Origin of the sequence: Bradyrhizobium sp. CCBAU 53421, assembly GCF_015291625.1 — a bacterium.
In the GTDB taxonomy this organism is placed as follows: Bacteria; Pseudomonadota; Alphaproteobacteria; order Rhizobiales; family Xanthobacteraceae; genus Bradyrhizobium.
Genome location: NZ_CP030047.1, coordinates 679,854 through 701,131 on the forward strand (window position 1 = coordinate 679,854; position 21,278 = coordinate 701,131).

Annotated in this window: 15 protein-coding genes; 7 read left to right on the forward strand and 8 right to left on the reverse strand. The window is 64.9% G+C overall.

Annotated elements, in window-relative coordinates; all coding sequences use genetic code 11:
- Window positions 1–174: 174 nt before the first annotated feature.
- Together XH92_RS03125 and XH92_RS03130 are read right to left on the reverse strand one after the other, a co-directional pair.
- On the reverse strand, window positions 175–2,637 hold the full coding sequence (locus tag XH92_RS03125) for a S8 family serine peptidase (RefSeq protein WP_194457923.1): 2,463 nt from the start codon (window positions 2,635–2,637) through the stop codon (window positions 175–177).
- A 351-nt stretch (window positions 2,638–2,988) separates the two neighbouring features.
- Entirely contained in the window at window positions 2,989–3,663 is a 675-nt protein-coding gene (locus XH92_RS03130) for a response regulator transcription factor (RefSeq protein ID WP_194457924.1), read from the reverse strand.
- Between the two features lie 436 nt (window positions 3,664–4,099).
- Between XH92_RS03130 and XH92_RS03135 the strand changes: the two genes are divergently transcribed.
- Complete coding sequence (locus XH92_RS03135; RefSeq protein WP_194457925.1) at window positions 4,100–4,861, forward strand: trypsin-like serine protease; 762 nt, start codon at window positions 4,100–4,102, stop codon at window positions 4,859–4,861.
- A 153-nt stretch (window positions 4,862–5,014) separates the two neighbouring features.
- Here XH92_RS03135 and XH92_RS03140 read toward each other — a convergent pair whose 3' ends face one another.
- The 3 genes from XH92_RS03140 to XH92_RS03150 all read right to left on the reverse strand — a co-directional run bounded on the left by XH92_RS03140 (window position 5,015) and on the right by XH92_RS03150 (window position 10,400).
- Window positions 5,015–7,237 (reverse strand): acetate--CoA ligase family protein, encoded by a 2,223-nt coding sequence (locus XH92_RS03140; protein ID WP_194457926.1) that lies wholly within the window; start codon window positions 7,235–7,237, stop codon window positions 5,015–5,017.
- Window positions 7,238–7,405: 168 nt separating this feature from the next.
- Window positions 7,406–7,981, reverse strand: coding sequence for a class GN sortase (locus tag XH92_RS03145; RefSeq protein ID WP_194461087.1), 576 nt, complete (start codon window positions 7,979–7,981; stop codon window positions 7,406–7,408).
- Between the two features lie 199 nt (window positions 7,982–8,180).
- The gene (locus tag XH92_RS03150) at window positions 8,181–10,400 is read right to left on the reverse strand and encodes a marine proteobacterial sortase target protein (RefSeq protein ID WP_371818124.1); all 2,220 of its coding nucleotides are present in this window, start codon (window positions 10,398–10,400) and stop codon (window positions 8,181–8,183) included.
- A 252-nt stretch (window positions 10,401–10,652) separates the two neighbouring features.
- On the opposite strand from XH92_RS03150, the gene XH92_RS03155 reads away from it, so the two are divergent.
- Window positions 10,653–11,417 (forward strand): helix-turn-helix transcriptional regulator, encoded by a 765-nt coding sequence (locus XH92_RS03155; RefSeq protein WP_194457928.1) that lies wholly within the window; start codon window positions 10,653–10,655, stop codon window positions 11,415–11,417.
- Between the two features lie 198 nt (window positions 11,418–11,615).
- Here XH92_RS03155 and XH92_RS03160 read toward each other — a convergent pair whose 3' ends face one another.
- Together XH92_RS03160 and XH92_RS03165 are read right to left on the reverse strand one after the other, a co-directional pair.
- Entirely contained in the window at window positions 11,616–12,836 is a 1,221-nt protein-coding gene (locus tag XH92_RS03160) for an ABC transporter substrate-binding protein (protein ID WP_194457929.1), read from the reverse strand.
- Window positions 12,837–12,961: 125 nt separating this feature from the next.
- On the reverse strand, window positions 12,962–14,503 hold the full coding sequence (locus XH92_RS03165; RefSeq protein WP_194457930.1) for a long-chain fatty acid--CoA ligase: 1,542 nt from the start codon (window positions 14,501–14,503) through the stop codon (window positions 12,962–12,964).
- Between the two features lie 214 nt (window positions 14,504–14,717).
- On the opposite strand from XH92_RS03165, the gene XH92_RS03170 reads away from it, so the two are divergent.
- The 4 genes from XH92_RS03170 to XH92_RS03185 all read left to right on the forward strand — a co-directional run bounded on the left by XH92_RS03170 (window position 14,718) and on the right by XH92_RS03185 (window position 18,741).
- The gene (locus XH92_RS03170) at window positions 14,718–15,854 is read left to right on the forward strand and encodes an acyl-CoA dehydrogenase family protein (RefSeq protein ID WP_194457931.1); all 1,137 of its coding nucleotides are present in this window, start codon (window positions 14,718–14,720) and stop codon (window positions 15,852–15,854) included.
- Between the two features lie 120 nt (window positions 15,855–15,974).
- Complete coding sequence (locus XH92_RS03175) at window positions 15,975–17,144, forward strand: acyl-CoA dehydrogenase family protein (protein WP_194457932.1); 1,170 nt, start codon at window positions 15,975–15,977, stop codon at window positions 17,142–17,144.
- The gene (locus tag XH92_RS03180) at window positions 17,144–17,800 is read left to right on the forward strand and encodes a glutathione S-transferase family protein (protein WP_194457933.1); all 657 of its coding nucleotides are present in this window, start codon (window positions 17,144–17,146) and stop codon (window positions 17,798–17,800) included. Before XH92_RS03175 ends, XH92_RS03180 begins: the two co-directional genes overlap by 1 nt.
- 116 nt (window positions 17,801–17,916) lie before the next feature.
- Window positions 17,917–18,741, forward strand: a complete 825-nt coding sequence (locus tag XH92_RS03185) for a helix-turn-helix domain-containing protein (RefSeq protein WP_194457934.1) — start codon at window positions 17,917–17,919, stop codon at window positions 18,739–18,741.
- A 143-nt stretch (window positions 18,742–18,884) separates the two neighbouring features.
- Here the strand turns inward: XH92_RS03185 and XH92_RS03190 are convergent, their stop codons facing one another.
- Window positions 18,885–20,108: an ABC transporter substrate-binding protein gene (locus tag XH92_RS03190; protein ID WP_194457935.1), complete on the reverse strand. Its 1,224-nt coding sequence runs from the start codon at window positions 20,106–20,108 to the stop codon at window positions 18,885–18,887.
- Between the two features lie 213 nt (window positions 20,109–20,321).
- Between XH92_RS03190 and XH92_RS03195 the strand changes: the two genes are divergently transcribed.
- Window positions 20,322–21,188, forward strand: a complete 867-nt coding sequence (locus XH92_RS03195; protein WP_194457936.1) for a 3-keto-5-aminohexanoate cleavage protein — start codon at window positions 20,322–20,324, stop codon at window positions 21,186–21,188.
- Window positions 21,189–21,278 lie beyond the last annotated feature (90 nt).

Consider the following 21,278-nt stretch of genomic DNA (forward strand, 5'->3'; position numbering starts at 1 on the left):
GTTCAGCTCCTTCTTTCGGTTTGAATTGACGGCAGCTACGGGAGGTGGGCACCGACCGGGGCAGCCGTCGCTGGACGTCGCCCAGGGGATCGCTCATCGCGTCGATCCCCTGGACCACGTGACGCCAATTCGCGCCACGTTCTGATCTCCTCCGGACGCAGAGGAGCAATCGCGTCAATAGACCTGCCACTGCCGCAGCGGCCCGACCGCCACCGGCACCACGTCGCTGACGTCGATCGTGTACTGATAGACTTCGCGCGCCTGGGTCAGGACCTGCGTCGGGTTGAAGAAGCGGTAGGTCACGTCGTGGCAATCCGAGTCCGGCCGGCAGATCACGCTCTGGTCGACCTCGACGGTGTCGAGCCGCAGGCCCTTCTCGGCGGCGTCAAAGAAGATCTTCCGCGTGTTGTAGGCATTCATCGCGGAATAATTCAGCGCGCGGTCCTGCGGCGAGAGACCGACATTGCGGAACTCGTTGTAGATCCGCTCGAGGAAGCCTTCCGCGCCGGGCGGCCATTGGTCGGAGTCTTTGCCGAACAGCGTGAACAGATCCCACTGGTAGAAGCCGCGCCAGTCGGTCACCAGCGTCGGCACGACGGTGCCGTTGAGCAGCTTGGTCGTGTTGGTGCTGTCGACCCAACCGGCCATCGAAACCCGCGCAACGCCGCCAGGCCCCGGGAATGCCGGGCGCGTCGGCCTTGGTTCGCCGGCGGCGGGGGCCGACATCGTCGCGATCGCCACGGTGCGGGTCGTCGCGGGATCGTCGTGCGAGACCTCCTGATGCCACAGCGCCAGGATCAGCGCGGCGAAGAAGCCGAGACCGAACACATCGAGCGGCTTGATCGCGTAGATCGGGATCGAATCGATCGTCATCGTCCAGGTGATGGCGTCGGCGTCCGGGAAGTTGTTGCCGGCGCCGGCCGGCGTCGCGCTCTCGCCTTCGGCCTGGTTCAGCAGATAGCGCGCCATGATCGCCGGATTGTACGGCGCCGAGGTGTCGCCGGAGCGATCGCGATCCGGGCCGAACACCGGATCGCCACGTCCGATCAGGCTGTCGCGCCAGTTGGCGATCGACTGCACGAAGTAGTCGAGGCGGGCTTCCTTGCCGAAATCGTAGAACAGCCGGCCGATCGGAAAGGCGAGCTGACCGGTGGACTCGGCCGTCGCGCCCCGCGGGCGCATGCCGCCGCCACAGCCGCAGCTCTTCTCGCCGCTGGTGCGTACCGCAGGCGCTTCGTACATTGGCAGCGCCGGCGGCATTGCGACCGGAAGCGCGTGATTCGGCATCAGCGCGGGCAGCTGCTGCGGCTGCAGCCAGGTTTGCGGCATCATGCCGGCCGTCGGCATCGCCATCTGCGGCATCATCATCGGCGGCATGACCATCTGCGGTGCCGGTGCCGGCATCCAGACCATGTCGCCGCCCGGATGGGGGGCGTGATACGGATAAGGCGCCGGTGCAGCGATCGGCGCGGCGACCACACCGTGATCAACGGGGGCGGCCATGGCCGCAGGTGCCGCCGGCGCGGCAGGCTGAGCCTCGCTTGGCATGATCCCGGCGCTGCTTCGCAGGACCGAGCCGTCCGGCCCGAAGATGCGCGGAGCCGATGGTGCAGACATTGCTGATAGATCTCCCATGGAACCCTCTCTGGTTGCAGTTGGCTGAGCGGCGGATGACGGTTGGACGAAAGGGCGCGCGGACACTCCCCGGAAGCGGGGAGGCGCGGCCGTGGCACCCGACGGCATGACGGCGTCCGCCTGCTCGCCAAGCAGGGCGGCGACAGCCGCGGGAATATCGAGCCGTCCGGCGAGACAGCGCGAGGCGCTGCCGTCGTTCCGGCAGGGCGCCGCGCTTTCGAGCAGCGCGGCGCGGACGGCTTGCGGTTCGGCCTTGCGACCGTTCTGGCGCAGGCATGAGAGCAGCAGCGCAACGACGCCGGTGACGATCGGTGCAGCGAAGCTCGTTCCGGAACGCAGGCTGACATTGCGAACCGGCGAGGCGCCCGCGATGTTCTCGCCCGGCGCCAGGATGCCGTTCTCCAGATAAGCGTCGCCGAAATTGCTGAACGGCAGCGGGTTGCCGACGAGATCGCACGCGCCGACCGCAAGCACCGACGAGAGGCTGCCCGGCACCTGGACGCAGCGGCAGCCGTCATTGCCGGCCGCGGCGACGATCAGCTTGCCGGCGCGCTCGCAGGCGCGCACCGCGTCGACCAGAATGCGATCGGCCTGTCCCGTCGCGGATTGCTGACCGCTGCTGATGTTGATGATGTCGGCATCGACAGCCAGCGCCTGGTTGATCGCGAGCGCCAATGTGCTCTGCGAGGACGGCTCGATCTGCCCGGCCGCGCCCTCGCGATAGATCGAGAACACGGTTGCGCTGCAGTTCGGCGCGACGCCGAGCACCGGGCTGCCGGGCGTGCCCATCAACACGCTCGTGACATGCGTGCCGTGCTCGGACTGGATCGTCGGCGACGACGGCGCGACGAACTCGCCGCCCATCGCGACGCGGGCCTGCCTGAGCGAGGGATGATTGAGATCTACCGGACCGTCGATGATCGCGATCTTCACCGCGGGGTCGCCGCCCGACGTTCTCTGCCACAAGGCAGTCAGACCAGCGATGTCGGCAACTGGATTCATGAAATCGATCCTGGCCGGTCTGCTGCGAATTCGTGCAGCCGATCCGCCTTCCACGGCAATCTGCAACCGCGCAGCGAACGAAGAGAGCGGCGTGTCGCTGCGTTGGTGCTGTTGTGGCAGGAGTGCTGCGAAAGGCCTATTCGCCGCGATGGATCAGAAAGGATCGAGCCGGTGATACGGATCGACCGATCCATGAGATCGATCCTGCGCCTCGTGAGATCGATCAAAGGATTGAGTCGGGATCGGTCTTGCTGCGTGATGCGCACGAATGCGTGCAAGGCCGCGCCGCATCTGCGCACCAATGCGTGCGCGCGCCGGGCTCAGCCGAATACGGAATTCCGGACGATGGTGTCAGTCGAGCTCGCGGCAGCGATCGAGAGCCGGCGCGGATGATGCGATCCACGGCGCTTCGCGCACTCGCCGCATCGCCTGCGCCCGGCGCGGCAGGCCGAGCTTCTGCAGTACGTGATGGACGTGATGCTTGACGGTCGCCAGGCTGAGATTGAGATCGCGCGCGATCTCCTTGTTCGACATGCCCTGCCCGATGAGCTTGAGGACCTCGCTTTCGCGCCGGGTCAAGCCCTGGTCAGTGTCGATCGTATCCGTCTGACGCTCCATGCAAAACAGCGCGCGCAGCAGCCCCCCGGAAATCTCGGCGCTGCAGGCGAGTCGCCCCGATGCCACGTCCGACAGCGCGCGGCATAGCTCGTCGAAACTGGCGTTCCGGGAAATGTAGCCGCTGAACCCGGCCCTGCCGCAGCGAACCACGTCGCGCCGGTCCTCGTTGAGGCCGAGCGCGACCAGGGCGATGTCCGCATGCTCGCTCGCAATCACCCGCACCTCGTCGAGATCGATGCCCTGTGTGACGTCGACCAGAATGACATTCACACTGCCGGTCTTCAGGGCCGCGCGCAGGCCGGCAAGGTCGGAGACCGCCGCCTCGACGGCAAACTCGGCGTGGTTCTGGAAACTCGAGGTAAGCCCCTCGCTGAACAGCCTGATCGGCGTGACGACCGCGATCCTCATCATTATCCTCGAACTCAACGAAATGGCGGATGGAAAAGCCGTTGAAGCTCAACGGCACCGGCATCCAGAACGTCATGAAGGTAAGTATGCGGTATGCTGCCAGAGGTTGTATTATTATCAGGCCGAAACTACGGCCCCGATGGGCGCGGGATCAAGAGATGCAGTTCACATTCGAGCGTCGTGCTGGCTGCACGAGGCAGGGTACGATGTGATGGGATATCGCGACACGGCGCCGATACGAAGCGCGCGAACGATGGGACCGTTGGAAATCTGGCGGTGACTTCAAGGCCGTAGTCATCGACGCCTAGATATTTAGATAATTGACGCGTGCGGGCTCGGGTGCTCTGTACAAGTTTGCGTGTTCTTCGGCCGAGCGTGAGCGACGCAATGCCGCGCCTCGGATGTGCTCAATTCAAATGCAGATCGACAGGGTTCCATGACGAGCGTGATTCGAGCGACGGTCTTTCTGACTCTGCTGATGGCAACGCCGGCCTTCGCCATCGTTGGTGGTGGCGCGCCGTCGACCGATGGTGTCGCGCGCGCCGTCGTCACCATCGTCGGCTCGCGCGGTAATTTCTGCAGCGGCGCGCTGATCGCGCCGCAGGTGGTGCTGACCGCGGCGCATTGTGTGCAGCCCGGTGCCGACTACAAGATCGTCGATTACGGGCCGGACCGGCAGCCGAAGCTGCAGGACGTCAAGACGGTGGCAATCCATCCCGGCTTTCGGATGCAGGCGATGACCAATCATGTGGCGACCGCCGATGTCGCGCTGCTGCAGCTTGCGGTGCCAACCGCGGGCAAGGCGCCGGCCGTGCTCGGCATGCCCAACATTCCGATCCAGGTCGGTGGCCGCTTCACCGTCGCGGGCGTCGGTGTCACCGTGCGCGGCGACGGCAAGAGCGGCGGCAGCATTCGCGTCGCCGGCCTGATCGCGAGCGGCAAGCCCGGCACGCTGCAGATCCGTCTCGTCGACCCGGTCGGGCAGGGCGTGCGCGACGGGCTTGGCGCCTGCACGGGCGACTCCGGTGCACCCGTGTTCGAGGACAAGCAAGCCGGGCCCGTCATCGTCGGCGTGGTGAGCTGGTCCACCGGCCCGAACGGCACCGCGGGCTGCGGCGGCATCACCGGCGTGACGCCGCTCACGCTCTATCGCGACTGGGTGATGCAGACCGCGCGGCAGTGGGGCGCGAGCTTTTAGCTCTTCGAGCGACTGGTCCGCTCAAAGCCCCGTCATCCTGAGACGCGCGGAGCCTGTCATCGGGCCGCGCTTTGCGCGGACCCGTTGGCGCTCCTCCAGCGACAAAGGCAAAGCCTGTGCGCGGGGATGACGGGGATAGATTGGCGTCCAACCCTAATGCCCGGCTGCCTTGCTCGCGGCGGCGTTGTTCAGCACGATCAGGCCGTCGACGGCGACGCCGAGCTTGCTGTTGATCAGGAACGGGTTGACGTCGATCGAGGCGATGCGGCCATTGGCGTCGGCCATCAAGTTGGAGAGTCCGACCAGCGCCTTCACCGCCGACGACTCGTGCAGCGCGGGCTTGCCGCGATAGCCCTTCAGCTTGACGCCGGCCTTGGTCTTGGCGATCAGCTGCTTCGCCTCGGCGGCATCGAGCGGCGCGCCGGCAAGGGCGACGTCCTTCATCAGCTCGATATCGACACCGCCGGTGCCGAACAGCACCACCGGGCCCATCTCGGCGTCGAGCGAGGCGCCGACCACGAGTTCGAGGTCGGCCTTGACTTGCTGCGCGATCAGGATGCCCTCGAGCTTCGGCTTGCCCTTCAGCTTCTTCACCCGCGCGGTGATGTCGTTGAACGCCTTCTTCACCTCGGCGGCGCTCGCGAGGTTCAGCACCACGCCGCCGACGTCCGACTTGTGCAGGATGTCGGGGCTGACAACTTTCGCGACCACCGGGAAGCCGATCGCCTTGGCGATCTTCACGGCCTCGGCCGCGGTCTGCGCGACGTCTTCCTTCGAGATCGGGATGCCGTAGGCCTTGAGCAGCTGCTTCGAGGCCACCTCGTCGAGCGCGGCGGCGCCGTTGGCGGCCTTCAGTGTCTTCTCCAGCACCGCGCGCGCGGACGCTTTCGAGCTCGACACGATGTCGGGCACTTCCTTGCGCAGGCCGGCATATTCGATCAGCGACTTGATCGCGCCGACCGCGCGGTCGAGTCCCTGCATCACCGCGATATTGGGCAGTGACTTGCGCAGTCCCTTGGTGAACTCGGTGAAGCCGATCGACATCGCGCTGATATAGATCACCGGCTTGTTGGCCTGACCCGCCATGTCGTTGACGATGCGCAGATTGCGTTCGCGCAGCTCATGCGGCGCCTTCGGCAGCTCGGCATCGATGATGACGATGTCGGTGTCGGGATCGTCGATCATGATCTTGATCGACTTCATGTAGACGGAGGGATCGACCACCGCGGCGAAGCCGGCGTCGAGCGGGTTGCCGACGATGCTGCCGGGCCCGAGCATCTTGGCAAGCTGCTCCGACGCGTTCTCGCTCAGCGGCGCGAAATTCAGGCCGGCGGAATAGAACGCGTCGATCAGAAGCCCGCGCTTGCCGCCGGACAGCGACACCGCCGCGAGCCGGTTGCCCTTCGGCGGATCGGCATGGACGAAGCACTCGGTGGTTTCGATCAATTCATCCAGCCCGCGGACGCGGATCACGCCCTCGCGGGTCGAGATCGCATCGAATGTCTCGATCGAACCGGCCAGCGCGCCGGTATGCGCCATCGCGGCAGCCCGGCCGCCTTCCGAGGCGCCGAGCTTGAGCGCGATCACCGGCTTGCCCGCGGTGCGCGCGGCCTTGCAGGCATCGCGGAACACTTTGGTGTTCCTGACGCCTTCGAGATAGACCACGATGACCCGGATGCTCGGATCGGCGGCGAAATAGCTCATCAGGTCGGGGGTCTCGAGCCCGGATTCATTGCCGGTCGTGACCATGTAGCCGACGCCGACGCCGCGATCCTCCAGCGCCTGGCGGATCGCCATCACGATCGCGCCGGATTGGCCGGCGATCGCGACCGCGCCCGGCTCCATGGTGACGATGCGGTCGTCGATATTGGTGAACAGGTTCTCGCCGGCGCTGAGATTGCCGAGGCAATTCGGACCGGTGACCGCAAGCCCGGTCTCCTTGATCGCCTGCTTCAGCTCGACCGCGAGCCGTTGGCTCTCCTCATCCTGCAGCTCGCTGAAGCCTGATGTGACGATGGTCGCCGAGCGCGCGCCGGCCGCGGCCGCATCGCGGATCACCTGCACGGCAAAGCGGGCCGGCACCAGCACCAGCACATGGTCGGGCTTTTCGGGCAGGCTGGCGAAGTCCTTGTAGCAGGTGACGCCCCAGATGGCCTCGCGCTTGGCGTTGATCGGAAACAGGCCGCCGGCATAGCCGTATTTGACCAGATTGTTCCAGATTCGTTCGGCGTAGTTGCCGGGCTTGTCGGTGGCGCCGACCAGCACGATGTTGCGCGGGTGCAGCATCGCATGGATGTTCTTGACGATGTCGCTGGCGTCAGCGGGCGGCGCCCATTTGTGGGACACATGAGACGCGGTGCTTGCGAAAGCTTCCATGGAGCCTGCCCTTATCCTTGTTCTGTTCGTTTCCTCTGGCCCACGGCGGATCACCGCAGAACGTGATTTTTCATTGTTTTTATGGCCGATGGAAGGGGGTAGCAACTCACGCTGCTGCAAGTCAGGGCAACGCTTGCAATATCCCGGCGGGCGCAAAATCGGTGCGCATCAGGAACCTGATTCGGGTTCGATCATGGTCGCATGCAGCAGATAGCGCTCGGGCCCCGATGTCAGAGCGTCGAATGGCCAGCAGGTCGACAGCACCAGTTCATACCGGTCGGTGAGCGAATCGATGCCGGACTGGTCGAAGCGGACGACCGCGCTGCGATCGACCCGGTAGCGAAAAATCTTGCCGTCGCTCCGCGTGACGTCGATCTCGTCGCCGATTGTGACATCTTTCAGAAAGCGGAAATGGGTGTCGCGATGCGCGGAATAGACCGCGACGCCGCGCTCGCCGGCATCGACGGTCTCTTCCACATGGCCGGGGCCGAATGCCAGCGCCTGGCCGCTGCTCCCGGCCAGCACGATCGCGGAAGCGTGCAGGCGCTTCACCTCGATCCGGGCGACCGGCCAGGTATCGGCCCAGTGCCACGGTTTTACGGGATGGCCGGTTGTGATGCTCTGTGTGAAGGCGCGTTCCAGCAGCACCTGCGCAAGCGTCGCCTTGGCATGGATATAGGCGCCCTGGCCGAACAGGATCAGGCCGATGAGAGCGAAGGCGAGGGGCGGGATGAAGCGGCGCATCTTCATTGTTCCTCGTCATCGCGAGCGAAGCGAAGCGACGAAGCAATCCATCTTTCCCCGCGTGGTGACATGGATTGCTTCGCTTCGCTCGCAATGACGGTTGAGAAAAGTGGCGCGCGCGGCCCCCGGGGGGCGGGTGAGAAGGCCGCGCGCGCTCTTGAAAGAGGAGGTCGGGGGCACCTCCTCCTTTCATCCGACGTCAGTGGGACGACGTCTGACGTCGGTTGAACACCAGAAGCAGAAGGCTGACCGTGAGCAGGATCACACCCGCGATCATCTTCAGTTCGGCGTCGGTCGCGGTCTTCGGCAGCTGGATCGTGCCGGGACGTTCGGTGGCGACCGGCGACCGCTTCAGTGCGGCGAGCTGCAGCTTGCCGTCGCCGGCGTCGGCGCGACGCTCGCCCGGCACAGTCGGCAGACTCGGACGCTCGCCGAACACCTTTGCGAAATCCCAGCCGGCGGGCAGGTTGAGCGGCAGCTCGGAGAGTTTCAGCGGCTCGCCTTCAGGGCGGCTCGGCGTCTTGTCGACTGCAACGAGGCTGGTCAGCCGCGTCACGAGCTGATGCTCAAGTGCCAGCGCAAGGATGGTCTTGTCGGCATCTTCCGGGCTCGCCTGCCGCGTGGTGCGCGCAACCTCGGCATCCGCGATCTTGCGGCGTGCCCACAGCTTGGAGAGACCCTTGCCTTCGGCGGCATTGGCGAGCGGCAGCGTGACGCTCCACGGACGATCGCCGATGCGGCCCTTGATCTCGACCGAGCCGGCGAGCTTGTCGAGCTTCGCGGCCAGCACCAGCGGCTCGTCGCGATAGACGTCGGGGATCGCCGACGGCGTCAGGTCGGCGGTCGCCTCGGAGAATTTCGCGGACAGGTTGGTCACAGCGGGATTCTCCAGCTTGGCGAACAGGTCGCGCATCCGCTCGTCGACTTGCTCGACCGAGCCGATATGGGTGAAGGTGCCGCGGCCGAGCTCGGCGGCGCGCGTCATCAGGTAGGTGTTGGGCGCCGAGCCGATCCCGACCATGAAGATCCGCGAGCGGCCGCGCAGCGCGTTGATGGTCTCGAACAATTGCTGCTCGTTGCCGATCGCGCCGTCGGTCAGGAACACGACCTGGCGGACGTAGTTGGCGTCGTCGTGGTTGGTGTCGGATAGCGCTGCGCGCATCGCCGGCACCATCTCGGTGCCGCCGCGGGCCTGTATCGCACTGACGAACGATGTCGCGTTGCCGATATTGGTGCTGTTCGCCGCGACCGGCGACGGGAACAGCGTGTCCATGGTGTCGTCGAAGCGGATCACGTTGAAGCGATCGGACGGCTGCAGGCGGCCGAGCGCGTAAGTGAGGCTCGCCTTGGCCTGGATGATCGAGGTGCCGCCCATCGAGCCGGAATTGTCGATCACGAAGATCACTTCGCGGGGGAGCTGCTTCTGTTGCGCCTGCTCGACCGATGGCGGAGTGACGAAGGCGAGCAGATAGTCGGAATTGCCAACATGCTCGCGGAACAGCCCGACCGACGGCGCCTTCTCGGCAGACGGCTTCCAGGTCAGCTCGAAATCGCGATCGGCCGGCACCGGGCCTTCGGCGAGCTTGACGACGCGCGTCGTGCTGTCGGGGCTCTCGATCCTGACCTGGTGGAAATGGCTCTTCACCTCGCCGAGCGGGAAGCCGGCGTTGAGGTGCACCGTGATGTTGGTCGGATTGACCGGAGCATTCGTCGCGGGATCGAGTATCGGCGAGGCGGTATGGTCGTGGTCCAGAATTGTATCTGTCGTGGTGGCGCCCCAGCCGCTGCCATCGGCGCGGAGGTCAACGCTCTGCACCACCGGACGCGGATTGTAGCGCGGGCCGACCACCATCGGCACCCGCAGCGAGAATTCGTTGCCGTTCTGCTGCACCGGCTCCTGATATTCGATCTGCACCAGCACGGTTTCGCCGGGGCCGATATTGGCGACCGAGTTGGTGAAGATGTTCGGCCGCTCCTGCTCGGTGAGCGCGGCCTTCTGGCCGTTCTGCTTGGCCTGCTCGTAGATCGCGCGGGCCTGCTGCCGCTCCTTGATGTCGCCGACCACGATGCGGTCGCCGACCACCATCTTCAGCGTGTCGACCGCGCCGCCGGCCGGCAGCGGGTAGACATAGGTCGCTTCCACCCAGTCCTTGGTCGGGTTGCGGAAGATCTGCGTGACGCGGGCGCGGACGGTCGGGCCCGACACCGTGAGGTCGACATCGACGCCGAGCCTCAGCGCATCTCTGTAGCCGTCGTCGGTCTTGAACAGCAGCGAGCCGGAGCGGGCATCTGAAGGCCGCAGCACCGCCTGTTGCGGCAGTTCGGCCGACCACACCGGATCGAAACTCAGGAACAGCGCCGCAAAGCCGATCGCCAGCGCGGCGACACCTTCCACCAGGAAGAACAGCGCAATGCGCATCCGGCGCGACAGCCGGATCTGCGGGCCGCTCTCACATGCATCGTAAATCGTCATTTTCGTCACTCCGAGCGAGACTTTCGCTGCTTCGCAATCATGGAGAGAGGCGGTTTTGGCGCGAGCAGAATGATCGGCAATGATTGGCCGCCGTCCGGCGCGGCCCGCCGCCGGACGAGGCGGGTTTGTGCGGTTTTGTGATGGATTGTGCGGTCTGCTAGACTGCGCGGAATCACGGGGAACCGGGCAGGAATCAGGATGCCGACGCCGGACAAGCAGCTTTCCGCCGAGCAGAGCCGGCAGGTCGCGGAGACCATTCGCGAGGAGATCGCGCGCCGCCGCATCTCGCGGCAGACCCTGGCCGAGCAGGCCAAGCTCAGCCTGTCGACACTGGAGAAGGTGCTCGGCGGCCGCCGTCCGTTCACGCTGGCGACCACGGTGCGGCTGGAGCAGGCGCTCGGCGTTTCCTTGCGCAAGCTGCCGGAGACGATCATGGTGGCAACGCCGGCCAATGGCGGGATCGCGCCCGACAGCCTCGGATCCTATTCGCGCCGCGCGGTGGCGCGGATCGAAGGCACCTACATCACGGTGCGTCCGTCGTTCGGCGAGCCGGGCGCGTTCTATGCCTATCGCACCGAGATCGCCTGGGACGAGGCGGCGTCATCGCTCGGCTTCCGCGAGGGCGAGCGGCAGGATGCCGACTACACCCAGTATGGCGAGGTGGCGGTGCCGAATGAATCGGGCTTTGTCTATCTCGTCACCAACCGGCATGGCCAGCATCGCGTGATCACGGTCTCGCGCCCGCGCAATTCCGGCGAGATGTATGGCATCATCACGACGCTGCTCGCCGGCCGCGGCTCGCTGCTGACGCCGGTCGCCGCGCCGATCGCATTCCTGCCGGTGAAGAACGTGCCGAAGCCGAGCCTCGGCCGGGTGTCGGCCGACGATGCCAACTATGCCCTCTATCGCGAGCATCTGCGGCGGACGATCGACGAGCCATTCGCGATTTTTTTGCCGGGATAATCATCTGCAAATCCCGTCATCCTGAGGAGCCGCGCAGCGGCGTCTCGAAGGATGCACGGCCACAGCCGGGCCGTCGACCCTTCGAGACGCGCGCAAGAGCGCGCTCCTCAGGGTGACGGTGAGAGAGTTGTAAAACAACGAAGCCGCCCGGATGGGCGGCTTCGCGATGGCTGATGTTTGGTTGCGGTGCGTCCGGCGCTAGCCGCCGGTCTCGGCGCTGATGATGTCGCCGAACAGCTCCCACTGTCCGTTCTTGAACTGCATCATCTTGAGCTGCTCGACCGGCGCGAAGTCGGTCGCGCTGGTATTGATCCGGATACCGGGGATCAGCGTGTCGGGCGTGAAGTCCTTCAGGCTGGCGGCCTGCTTCATCACGTTCTCGCGCGTCAGGTTGTCGCCGGCCTGCTTCAGCACCTGCACCATGGTCTGCGCCGCGGCATAGCCATAGACCAGATTGGCGTCGGACAGATTGGCGCCCGGCATGTACTTTTCGGCGAAGGCCATGAACTTCTTCATGCCTTCGTCATTCTTCCACTGCGGATCGGACGCGTCCTTCAGATAGCCGGCCGACAGCACGCCTTCGGAGGCTTCGAGGCCGGCGGGCTTCATGACGGCGCCGATCGAGATCGAGACGTCGGTCATCACGTGCATCGGCTTCCAATTGAGCTCGGCGATCTTCTTGATCGCCTGCGCCGCGAATTTCGGTGTGGAGATGTTGACGAACACGTCGGCGCCGGTGTCCTTCAGCTTGACGATGTGGGAATCGATCGACGGTTCCGTCGTCTCGTAGCTTTCCTCGGCGACGATCTTGACGCTCGACTTGTCGAGCATCTCCTTGAGGCCGACCAGGTAGTCCTTGCCGAAATCGTCATTGGCATAGAAGATCGCGACCTTGGCATCCGGCTTGGCCTTGAGGATGTATTTGCCGAAGATCCGCGCCTCGACGCGATAGCTCGGCTGGAAGCCCATGGTCCACGGGAAATCCTTCGGATCGTTCCACTTGCTGGCACCGGTGGCGAGGAAGAGCTGCGGCACCTTCTTGGCGTTGTGATACTTCTGCACCGCGGTCTGGGTCGGCGTGCCCAGCGCGTTGAACACCAGGAAGACCTCGTCGCTTTCGATCAGCTTGCGGATCTGCTCCACGGTCTTCGGCGGCGAATAGCCGTCGTCGTAGGAGATCCAGTTGATCTTGCGGCCATTGATGCCGCCCTGCTCGTTGATCATCTTGAAATAGGCTTCTTCGGTCTTGCCGATGACGCCGTAGGCGGAGGCGGGACCGCTATAGGCCTCGACATTGCCGATCTTGATCTCGGTGTCGGAGGCGCCGGTGTCGTACTTCTTTTGTGCAAAGGCGGCCTGGGTGGAGAGCAGGCAGAGCGCCGCGGCGGCGGCCAGCAGCGACAGTTTTGTATTTTTCATAAAGGCAATTTCCTCGATTGATTCTGGTTGGGGACTGACGCAACGAACCCGCAGCCGGTCCCGGCAGGCGGCTGCGGGGTAATCCTTGTCGCGGCGCGCTCCGGAACACGCGGCGCGCGTCTCGCTCACGCCGCGGTATCGGTCGGCTTCGGCTGGCTGAATTGCTGCCGCAGCGTCGGCTTGTGAATTTTGCCTGTCGCATTCCGCGGCAGGGCATTGATGAATTCGATCAGGCGCGGGCACTTGAACCGCGCCAGATTGGCCTGGCAATGCGCGTGGATCTCGGCCGGCGTCAGTGTATGGCCCGGCTTCACGGCGATCACGGCCATTCCGACCTCACCCCATTGCTCGTTCGGGATGCCGATGACGGCGGCCTCGGCGACGGCCGCCAGTTGATGCAGCACGCTCTCGACCTCGGCCGGATAGACGTTCTCGCCGCCGGAGATGTACATGTCCTTCCAGCGGTCGACGATGTAGTAGAAGCCTTCCTCGTCGATCCGCGTGGCGTCGCCGGTGTGCAGCCAGCCGTCGGTGAAGGAGGAGGCGTTGGCGTCCGGCCGGTTCCAGTAGCCCGGCGTGATGTTCGGGCCCTTGACCCAGAGCTCGCCTAGCTCGCCGACCGCGGCATCGCTGCCGTCGGGCCGCACGATCCGAACCTCGGTGTGCAGCACCGGCTTGCCGGACGAGCCGGCCTTGCGCGCCGCGTCCTCGCGGTCGAGCACCATCACCGCCGGCGAGGTCTCGGTCATGCCGTAGCCCTGCTGCAACGCGACGCCGCGCGCCTCCCAGGTCTTGAGCAGCGGCAACGGCATCGGCGCGCCGCCGACGCCGCCGATCAGCAGGCGGCTGAAGTCGGCGGTGGCGAAGGACGGATGCTGCGCCATGAACTGGTAGATCGCGGGCACGCCGAAGAACACGTTGATGCCCTGCGCGGGATCGCTGATCAGCCTCAAGGCCTCGCCGGGATCGAACGCGCGCATGATCAGCACGGTGCCGCCGGCATGCAGCACCGGGTTGGTGTAGCAATTGAGCCCGCCGGTGTGGAACAGCGGCAGCACGGTGAGCAGCACCGAGGCCGGAGAAATATAGGCGGGGCCGCCGAGATTGACGCAATTCCAGAACGTCATCCCGTGCGTGATGATCGCGCCCTTGGGCTGGCCCGTGGTGCCCGAGGTGTACATGATGGTCGAGATGTCATCGAGCGTGACCTCCTCGAACCGTTCGAGCGGCCTGGCCGCCGCGATGCCGGCCTCATAGGCGCCGCCGCGGCCGAGCCGCACGGTCGAGGCGACATCGCAGAGTTTGGCGACGGCAAGCGCGGTCTCGGCGAGCTCGTCGTCATGGATCATCACTTTTGGCGAAGCGTCGGCGGTAATGTAGCGCAACTCGGGAACGGTAAGGCGGGTGTTGAGCGGCAGGAAGACCGCGCCGATCCGGAAGCAGGCGAACTGCACCTCCAGCGTATCCGTGGTGTTCAGCGCCAGCACCGCGACCCGGTCGCCGCTGGCGACCTTCAACTCGTCGCGCAGATAGCCCGCGAGCCGCGACACCCGGGCGTCGAGTTCCGCATAGCCAAAGCGGCGACCGCTTGCGAGATCGACAAGCGCCATCTTGTCCGGCGTGCGCCGGCGATGATGCGCGATCCAGTCGTAGTAACGAACCGGCACATTTCCCTCCTCCGGAACGGCAGTCTGCGCCGCCTGTCCCTGGCTCGATTGATGCCATGAATTAGCAGTGGAGGGGGCGTATTAGGATACTGTCTTGCGTTTAGTGGCTGGCGGGTGGCCAGATGGAAACCCGGTCCGGCGGACAGCCACTCGACGCAAGTGAACAGGGAAAAATCCGGACATCGTCGGAGTTAAGAATCAACGGAGCATGCGGATGGCAAACCCGTTCTACACCGGCGAGCATGAGGCCTTTCGCGAGGTGATGCGGCGCTTTGTGGCCAAGGAAATCGAGCCCTATGCCCATCAATGGGACGAGGAGGGCGAGTTTCCGCGCGCGCTCTATGCCAAGGCGTCCGAGATCGGGCTGCTCGGCCTCGGTTTCCCGGAGGAATATGGCGGGATTGCCGCCGACCAGTTCATGAAGATCGTGGCCTCGCAGGAGCTGGCGCGCGCCGGCGCCGGCGGCGTCTCCTCGAGCCTGATGAGCCACACCATCGGCTCGCCGCCGATCGCCCGAGCCGCCCGGCCCGAGGTCAAGGCGCGGGTGCTCCCGGACGTGCTCGCCGGCAAGAAGATCTCCGCGCTCGCGATCACAGAGCCGAGCGGCGGCTCCGATGTCGCCAATCTGCGCACCAAGGCGCGGCGCGACGGCGACCATTACGTCGTCTCCGGCGAAAAGACCTTCATCACCTCGGGCATGCGCGCCGACTATCTGACGGTCGCGGTGCGCACCGGCGGTGAGGGGCCGGGCGGCGTCAGCCTGCTGTTGATCGAGGGCAATACGCCGGGCCTGTCCCGCACCAAGCTGAAGAAGATGGGGTGGTGGGCATCGGATACCGCGACCTTGCATTTTGACGAATGCCGGGTGCCGGTCGAGAACCTGATCGGCGAGGAAGGCCAAGGCTTCAAGATCATCATGCAGAACTTCAACAGCGAGCGCATGGGCATGGCGGCAAGCTGCACCGCCTATGCGCGCGTTTGCCTCGACGAGGCGGTCGCCTATGCCAAGGAGCGCAAGACGTTCGGCAAGCCGATCGCCCAGCACCAGGTCATCAGGCACAAGATCGTCGACATGGCGCAGAAAGTCGCGGCCTCGCAGGCGATGCTGGAAATGCTGGCGTGGCGGCTCGGCCAGGGCGAAAGCCCGGTCGCCGAGATCTGCATGATGAAGAACCAGGCCACCCAGACCATGGCGCACTGCGCCTCCGAGGCGGTGCAGATCTTCGGCGGCGCCGGCTTCATGCGCGGCATCAAGGTCGAGCGCATCTACCGCGAGGTCAAGGTCAACGCGATCGGCGGCGGCACCGAGGAGATCATGAAGGACCTGGCATCAAGGCAAATGGGATTGTGATGCACTGTCGTTCCGGGGCACGCAGCGAACCCGGAACCTAGAGGTTGGATATCTACGGATCGAGATTCCGGGTTCACTCGCTTCGCGAGCGCCCCGGAATGACGAGGGAAAAATCATCAGATGCTCTTCACCGCCGACCACGACGAACCGCGCCGCGCACTGCAAAAGTTCATCGTGGCCGAGATCAATCCGCATGTCGACGAGTGGGAGAAGGCCGATATCTTCCCGGCGCATGAGCTGTTCAAGAAGCTCGGCAATCTCGGCTTCCTCGGCCTCAACAAGCCGGTCGAATTCGGCGGCCAGGGGCTGGATTATTCCTACGCGCTGATGATGGCCGAGGAGTTAGGGGCCATCACCTGCGGCGGCGTGCCGATGGCGATCGGGGTGCAGACCGACATGGCGACGCCGGCGCTGGCGCGGTTCGGCTCCGACGAGGTGCGGCGCGAATTCCTGGCGCCCGCGATCGCCGGCGATCAGGTCGCCTGCATCGGCGTTTCCGAGCCCGGCGCCGGTTCCGACGTCGCCTCGATCAAGACCAATGCACGCTCCGACGGCGACGATTACGTCATCAATGGCGGCAAGATGTGGATCACCAACGGCACCCAGGCCGACTGGATCTGCCTGCTCGCCAATACCAGCGACGGCCCGGTCCATCGCAACAAGTCGCTGATCTGCGTTCCCATGAAGACCAAGGGCGTCCAGGTCGCGCGCAAGCTCGACAAGCTCGGCATGCGCTCGTCCGATACGGCGCAGATCTTCTTCGACAATGTCCGGGTGCCGAAGCGCAACCGGATCGGCGAGGAGGGCCAGGGCTTCACCTACCAGATGATCCAGTTCCAGGAGGAGCGGCTGTGGGGCGCGGCCGCCTGCCTAAAGGCGCATGAATTCATCATCAACGCGACCATCGACTACACCCGGAGCCGCAAGGCATTTGGCGGCTCGATCCTCGATAACCAGGTGGTGCACTTCAAGCTCGCGGAGATGCAGACCGAGGTCGAATTGCTGCGCTCGCTGATCTATCGTGCCGGCGAGGCGCTGGTCGCCGGCGAGGACGTCACCCGGCTCGCGACCATGGCGAAATTGAAAGCCGGCCGGCTTGGCCGCGAGCTCACCGATGCCTGCCTGCAATATTGGGGCGGCATGGGCTTCACCAACGAGACGCCGGTCAGCCGGGCCTATCGCGACAGCCGCCTGACCTCGATCGGCGGCGGTGCCGACGAGGTGATGCTGATGGTATTGTGCAAGATGATGGGCACGCTGCCCGGCATGAAGCAAAAGGGAAACGCCTGATGATCACGCTCTATCACTGCGACGCCGCGCGCTCGTTCCGCCCGCTGTGGATGCTGGAGGAGCTCGGGCTGCCCTATGAGTTGAAGATGCTGCCGTTCCCGCCGCGCGTGTTCGCCAAGGAGTATCTCGGCATCAATCCGCTCGGCACCATCCCGTTCATGGTCGACGGCGAGACGAAGATGACGGAGTCCTCCGGCATCTGCCATTACCTCGGCACCAAATATGGCCCGACGCCGTTGATCGTAGGCTCCGACGAGCCGGCCTATGGCGCGTTCCTGAACTGGATGTATTTTTCCGACGCGACGCTGACCTTTCCGCAGACGCTGGTGCTGCGCTACAGCCAGCTCGAGCCGGAGGAGCGGCGCAACCCGCAGGTCTCGGGCGACTATGCAAAATGGTTCCTGGGCCGCTTGCGTGCGGTGGAGGCCGCCGCCGCGAAATCGGAATTCCTCTGCGCGGAACGCTTCACCGCCGCCGACATTACCAACGGTTATGCGCTGCGGCTCGCCAGCAATATCGGCCTCGCCAAGGATTTCGGGCCGAATGTCGCGGCCTATTGGGCGCGGCTGCAGCAGCGCGAAGGTTACCGGCGCGCGGTGACGTCGGAGCAAAAAGCCGGGCTGGAACAAAATGTTGCGCCGCGCGCGCGGGCTTGATCTCAGCAGCGTCGATGTGTCCAGGAATTGATCCAGCGCGTCGGTGACAGGTTTCGAATTTGCGCTATGGTAGCTCCGCCGCAGCGGCCCAAAGAGCCGCGCGAGGAGGAACCGACATGGACGCGATCGTGGACGCGAAGTGCCAGAATTCTGGCCAGCAGCAATCCGGCCACCGGATGCTGATCACGCCGGAACGGGTGTTCTATGCCGGGCTGCTCGGCCGACCGCGCGAACGCTGTCCCGGCGCATTCCATGTCTATGTCGCGATCCGCGACGGCTTGCATCTGTCGACCAGCGAAGGCCGCGAGTCGCACGGCGAGCTCGCGGTGACGATGCCGAACCTGCGCCACACCATCACCAGCGAATATCGCTCCGCGATCTGCGTCGCGATCGAGCCGGAAAGCGTGCCGGACGGCACGCTCGAAGCCGTCGCCCGCCGGCTGCAAGGACCCGACTCTCATTTATTCGCGAACCGGATTCGCAACGCCTATGCGACGCTTGCCGAGATGCAGCATCGCGACGCGATCGCGAATGCCGAGTTCGACACCATGTGCTTTGGCGACGCACTGCCGCAGCGCGTGCTCGATCCGCGTGTGGTGCGCGCGATCGGCCGCATCGGGCAATTCTCCGGCGAGCCGGTGACCGCGGCAGGCTGCGCCGCCGAGGCCGGACTGTCGCCCTCGCGCTTTCTGCATCTGTTCAAGGAGGAGACAGGAATCTCGTTCCGCTCGTTCCGCGCCTGGAAGCGCGCGCGGCATCTGCTGCACTTCGCCAACCAGGACATCAACCTCGCGCATCTCGCGCAGGATATCGGATATCCCGATAGCACGCATTTCAGCCACTCGATCCGCCGCTTCTATGGCCTGAAGCCGCGCGCGATCTTCTCCGGCTCGCGCGATCTTGCGATCTACCGCACGGGGCAAGAACGTGCGCTGACGTAACTTCCGCTGTCGTCCCGGCGAAGGCCGGGACCCATAACCACAGCAGGCCGTTGTTTTGTCAGGTATCAGCCATCCCGCGCCATCGATAATTCACGCGGTATGGGTCCCGGCCTTCGCCGGGACGACGTTAGGGCATTTCTCCGCTACAAATTCGCGCCCTGGATCACCTCGCCGAAGCGCAGCCAGCCGGGCCCTTCGATCCGTTGCAGCTGCAGCTGCTGCAGCGGGTGATGATTGGTCGGGCTTGTGTTGACCTTGATGCCGGGCAACAGCGTCGGGACCTCGACGTCCTTCAAATTGTTCGCCTGCGCCATGATATTGTCGCGAGTGAAATTGCCCCTGCACTGCTCCAGCACGATCCTGAGTACCTGCGCCACCGTGTAGGCATAGAGGCTGTAGCCTTCCTTCGGATTGCCATCGGGGAAGTACTTCGCCATGAAGGCGAGGAAATCCTTCACGCCGGGGTCGTTGGCCCACGCCGGATCGGCGACGTCCTTCACATAGGCTGACGAGATCGTGCCCTGCGACTTGTCGAGGCCGACAGGCGCGATGGTCGAGGAGATCGAGGCCGCGCCGCTGGCGATGAAATGCATCGGCTTCCAGCCAAGCTCATAGATCTTGCGGATCGACTGCGCGCAGAACTTTGCCGTGCTGCCCGAGATCAGTACGTCCGGATTGGCGCCGCGCAGCGCGACGATCTGGGAATCGATGGTGGGATCGGTGACCTCGTGCGAGGCGACCACCGCTGAGGTCGCGAACCGCTCGCCCAGTACGTCCTTGGCGCCGGCGACGAAATCCTTGCCGAGATCGTCGTTCTGGTAGAGCACCGCGAACTTCGCGTCCTTGTTCTGGCTCAGCGCATATTTGACGAACACCTGCGCCTCGGTGCGGGCGCTCGGCGCGAAGCCCATGGTCCAGGGATAGCTCTTGTAGTCGCCCCATTTGTCGCCGTTAACCGACAGGAACAGATGCGGCACCTTGGCGGCGTTGATGTATTTGACGACCGACGAGTTCGGCGCGGTACCGAGCATGTTGAACAGGAAGGCGACATTGTCGCTCTCGATCAGGCGGCGCACCTGCTCGACCGTCTTGGCCGGATTGAACGCATCGTCGTAATAGATGTACTTGATCTGCCGGCCGGCGATGCCGCCCTGCTCGTTCAGCATCTTGAAATAGGCTTCCTGGCAGCGCGCCTGCACGCCGAGCGCCGACACCGGGCCGCTCAATGAGGTCGTGCTGCCGATCCTGATCTCGGTCGCGGTGACGCCGGGCGTATCTTCGGCGAGCGAAGGCTCAAGGCCTGCGATCGCGGCAACTCCTGCGCCTGCCGCGCCGGTGAGCCATGTGCGCCGGCTGATCGAGACCATGACGTTCTCCCCGTGATGCCGGCTTGTTGCGCCGCTTCTGCTTGAGGCAGATCCTATGCGTCAGGTGGGCTTCTCGTCTTGTGTTAACCGGCTGGCGGCGAATTCCGGCGCCGGCGCATTGACTTAGCCAGTCAACGCAAGATGGCGCGAAGGCAAAGTTCTCATCATGGGAAAATCAGCAGCGCAGGTGCGCTGTAAAGCGGGCAACAGACCATGAGCGACAAGGCCGTCATCACCTGCGCGCTGAACGGCGTGCTTACCGACCCGAAGCAGCACAATGTCCCGGTGACACCGGAACAGATGGCGCGCGAGGCCAGGGCCGCGTTCAACGCCGGCGCCAGCATCATGCACATCCATCTGCGCCAGCAGGAGCCGAACAAGGGCCACCTGCCGTCGTGGGATGTCGGCGTCAGCAAGGAAATCCAGCAGGCGATCCGCGAGGCCTGCCCCGGCGTGATCATCAACCACACCACCGGCACCTCGGGCCCGAACTACCAGGGCGCGCTTGATTGCGTGCGCGAGACAAAACCCGAGATCGCGGCCTGCAACGCCGGCTCGCTGAACTATCTCAAGGTGAAGGCCGACAACACCTGGGCCTGGCCGCCGATGATGTTCGATAACGCGGTCGAGAAGGTGCAGGATTATCTCGACGTGATGAAGGCGGCCGGCACGATTCCGGAATTCGAGTGCTTCGACGTCGGCATCGTGCGCTGCGTCGGCATGTACCGGCAGACCGGCATGTATTCCGGTCCACTCGAATACAATTTCGTCATGGGCGTCGCCTCGGGGATGCCGGCGGATCCGGAGCTGTTGCCGATCCTGCTCAAGCTGAAGGCGCCGGAGGCGCATTGGCAGGTCACAGCGATCGGCCGCGCCGAGATCTGGCCGCTGCACCAGCGCGCCGCCGACCTCGGCGGCCACCTGCGCAGCGGGCTCGAGGACACGTTCTATCTCGGCGACGGCACCAAGGTAACGTCGAACGGGCAGCTCGTCGAAGGCCTCGCCGCCTGCGCGCGGCGTGCCGGTCGCGAGATCGCGAGCCCGGCCGAGGCGCGGCAGATTTTCGGGATCCGACACTAGGCGTCGCCCCGTCATTGCGAGCGAAGCGAAGCAATCCATTTTGCCGCGTGGAAGGTATGGATTGCTTCGTCGCTTCGCTCCTCGCAATGA

What these genes read in the sequence shown, in the direction of transcription:
- XH92_RS03125 (WP_194457923.1), bottom strand. Translation starts at nt 2,637, where the DNA reads ATGAATCCAGTTGCCGACATCGCTGGTCTGACTGCCTTGTGGCAGAGA.
- XH92_RS03130 (WP_194457924.1), bottom strand. Translation starts at nt 3,663, where the DNA reads ATGAGGATCGCGGTCGTCACGCCGATCAGGCTGTTCAGCGAGGGGCTT.
- XH92_RS03135 (WP_194457925.1), top strand. Translation starts at nt 4,100, where the DNA reads ATGACGAGCGTGATTCGAGCGACGGTCTTTCTGACTCTGCTGATGGCA.
- XH92_RS03140 (WP_194457926.1), bottom strand. Translation starts at nt 7,237, where the DNA reads ATGGAAGCTTTCGCAAGCACCGCGTCTCATGTGTCCCACAAATGGGCG.
- XH92_RS03145 (WP_194461087.1), bottom strand. Translation starts at nt 7,981, where the DNA reads ATGCGCCGCTTCATCCCGCCCCTCGCCTTCGCTCTCATCGGCCTGATC.
- XH92_RS03150 (WP_371818124.1), bottom strand. Translation starts at nt 10,400, where the DNA reads ATGCGCATTGCGCTGTTCTTCCTGGTGGAAGGTGTCGCCGCGCTGGCG.
- XH92_RS03155 (WP_194457928.1), top strand. Translation starts at nt 10,653, where the DNA reads ATGCCGACGCCGGACAAGCAGCTTTCCGCCGAGCAGAGCCGGCAGGTC.
- XH92_RS03160 (WP_194457929.1), bottom strand. Translation starts at nt 12,836, where the DNA reads ATGAAAAATACAAAACTGTCGCTGCTGGCCGCCGCCGCGGCGCTCTGC.
- XH92_RS03170 (WP_194457931.1), top strand. Translation starts at nt 14,718, where the DNA reads ATGGCAAACCCGTTCTACACCGGCGAGCATGAGGCCTTTCGCGAGGTG.
- XH92_RS03175 (WP_194457932.1), top strand. Translation starts at nt 15,975, where the DNA reads ATGCTCTTCACCGCCGACCACGACGAACCGCGCCGCGCACTGCAAAAG.
- XH92_RS03180 (WP_194457933.1), top strand. Translation starts at nt 17,144, where the DNA reads ATGATCACGCTCTATCACTGCGACGCCGCGCGCTCGTTCCGCCCGCTG.
- XH92_RS03185 (WP_194457934.1), top strand. Translation starts at nt 17,917, where the DNA reads ATGGACGCGATCGTGGACGCGAAGTGCCAGAATTCTGGCCAGCAGCAA.
- XH92_RS03190 (WP_194457935.1), bottom strand. Translation starts at nt 20,108, where the DNA reads ATGGTCTCGATCAGCCGGCGCACATGGCTCACCGGCGCGGCAGGCGCA.
- XH92_RS03195 (WP_194457936.1), top strand. Translation starts at nt 20,322, where the DNA reads ATGAGCGACAAGGCCGTCATCACCTGCGCGCTGAACGGCGTGCTTACC.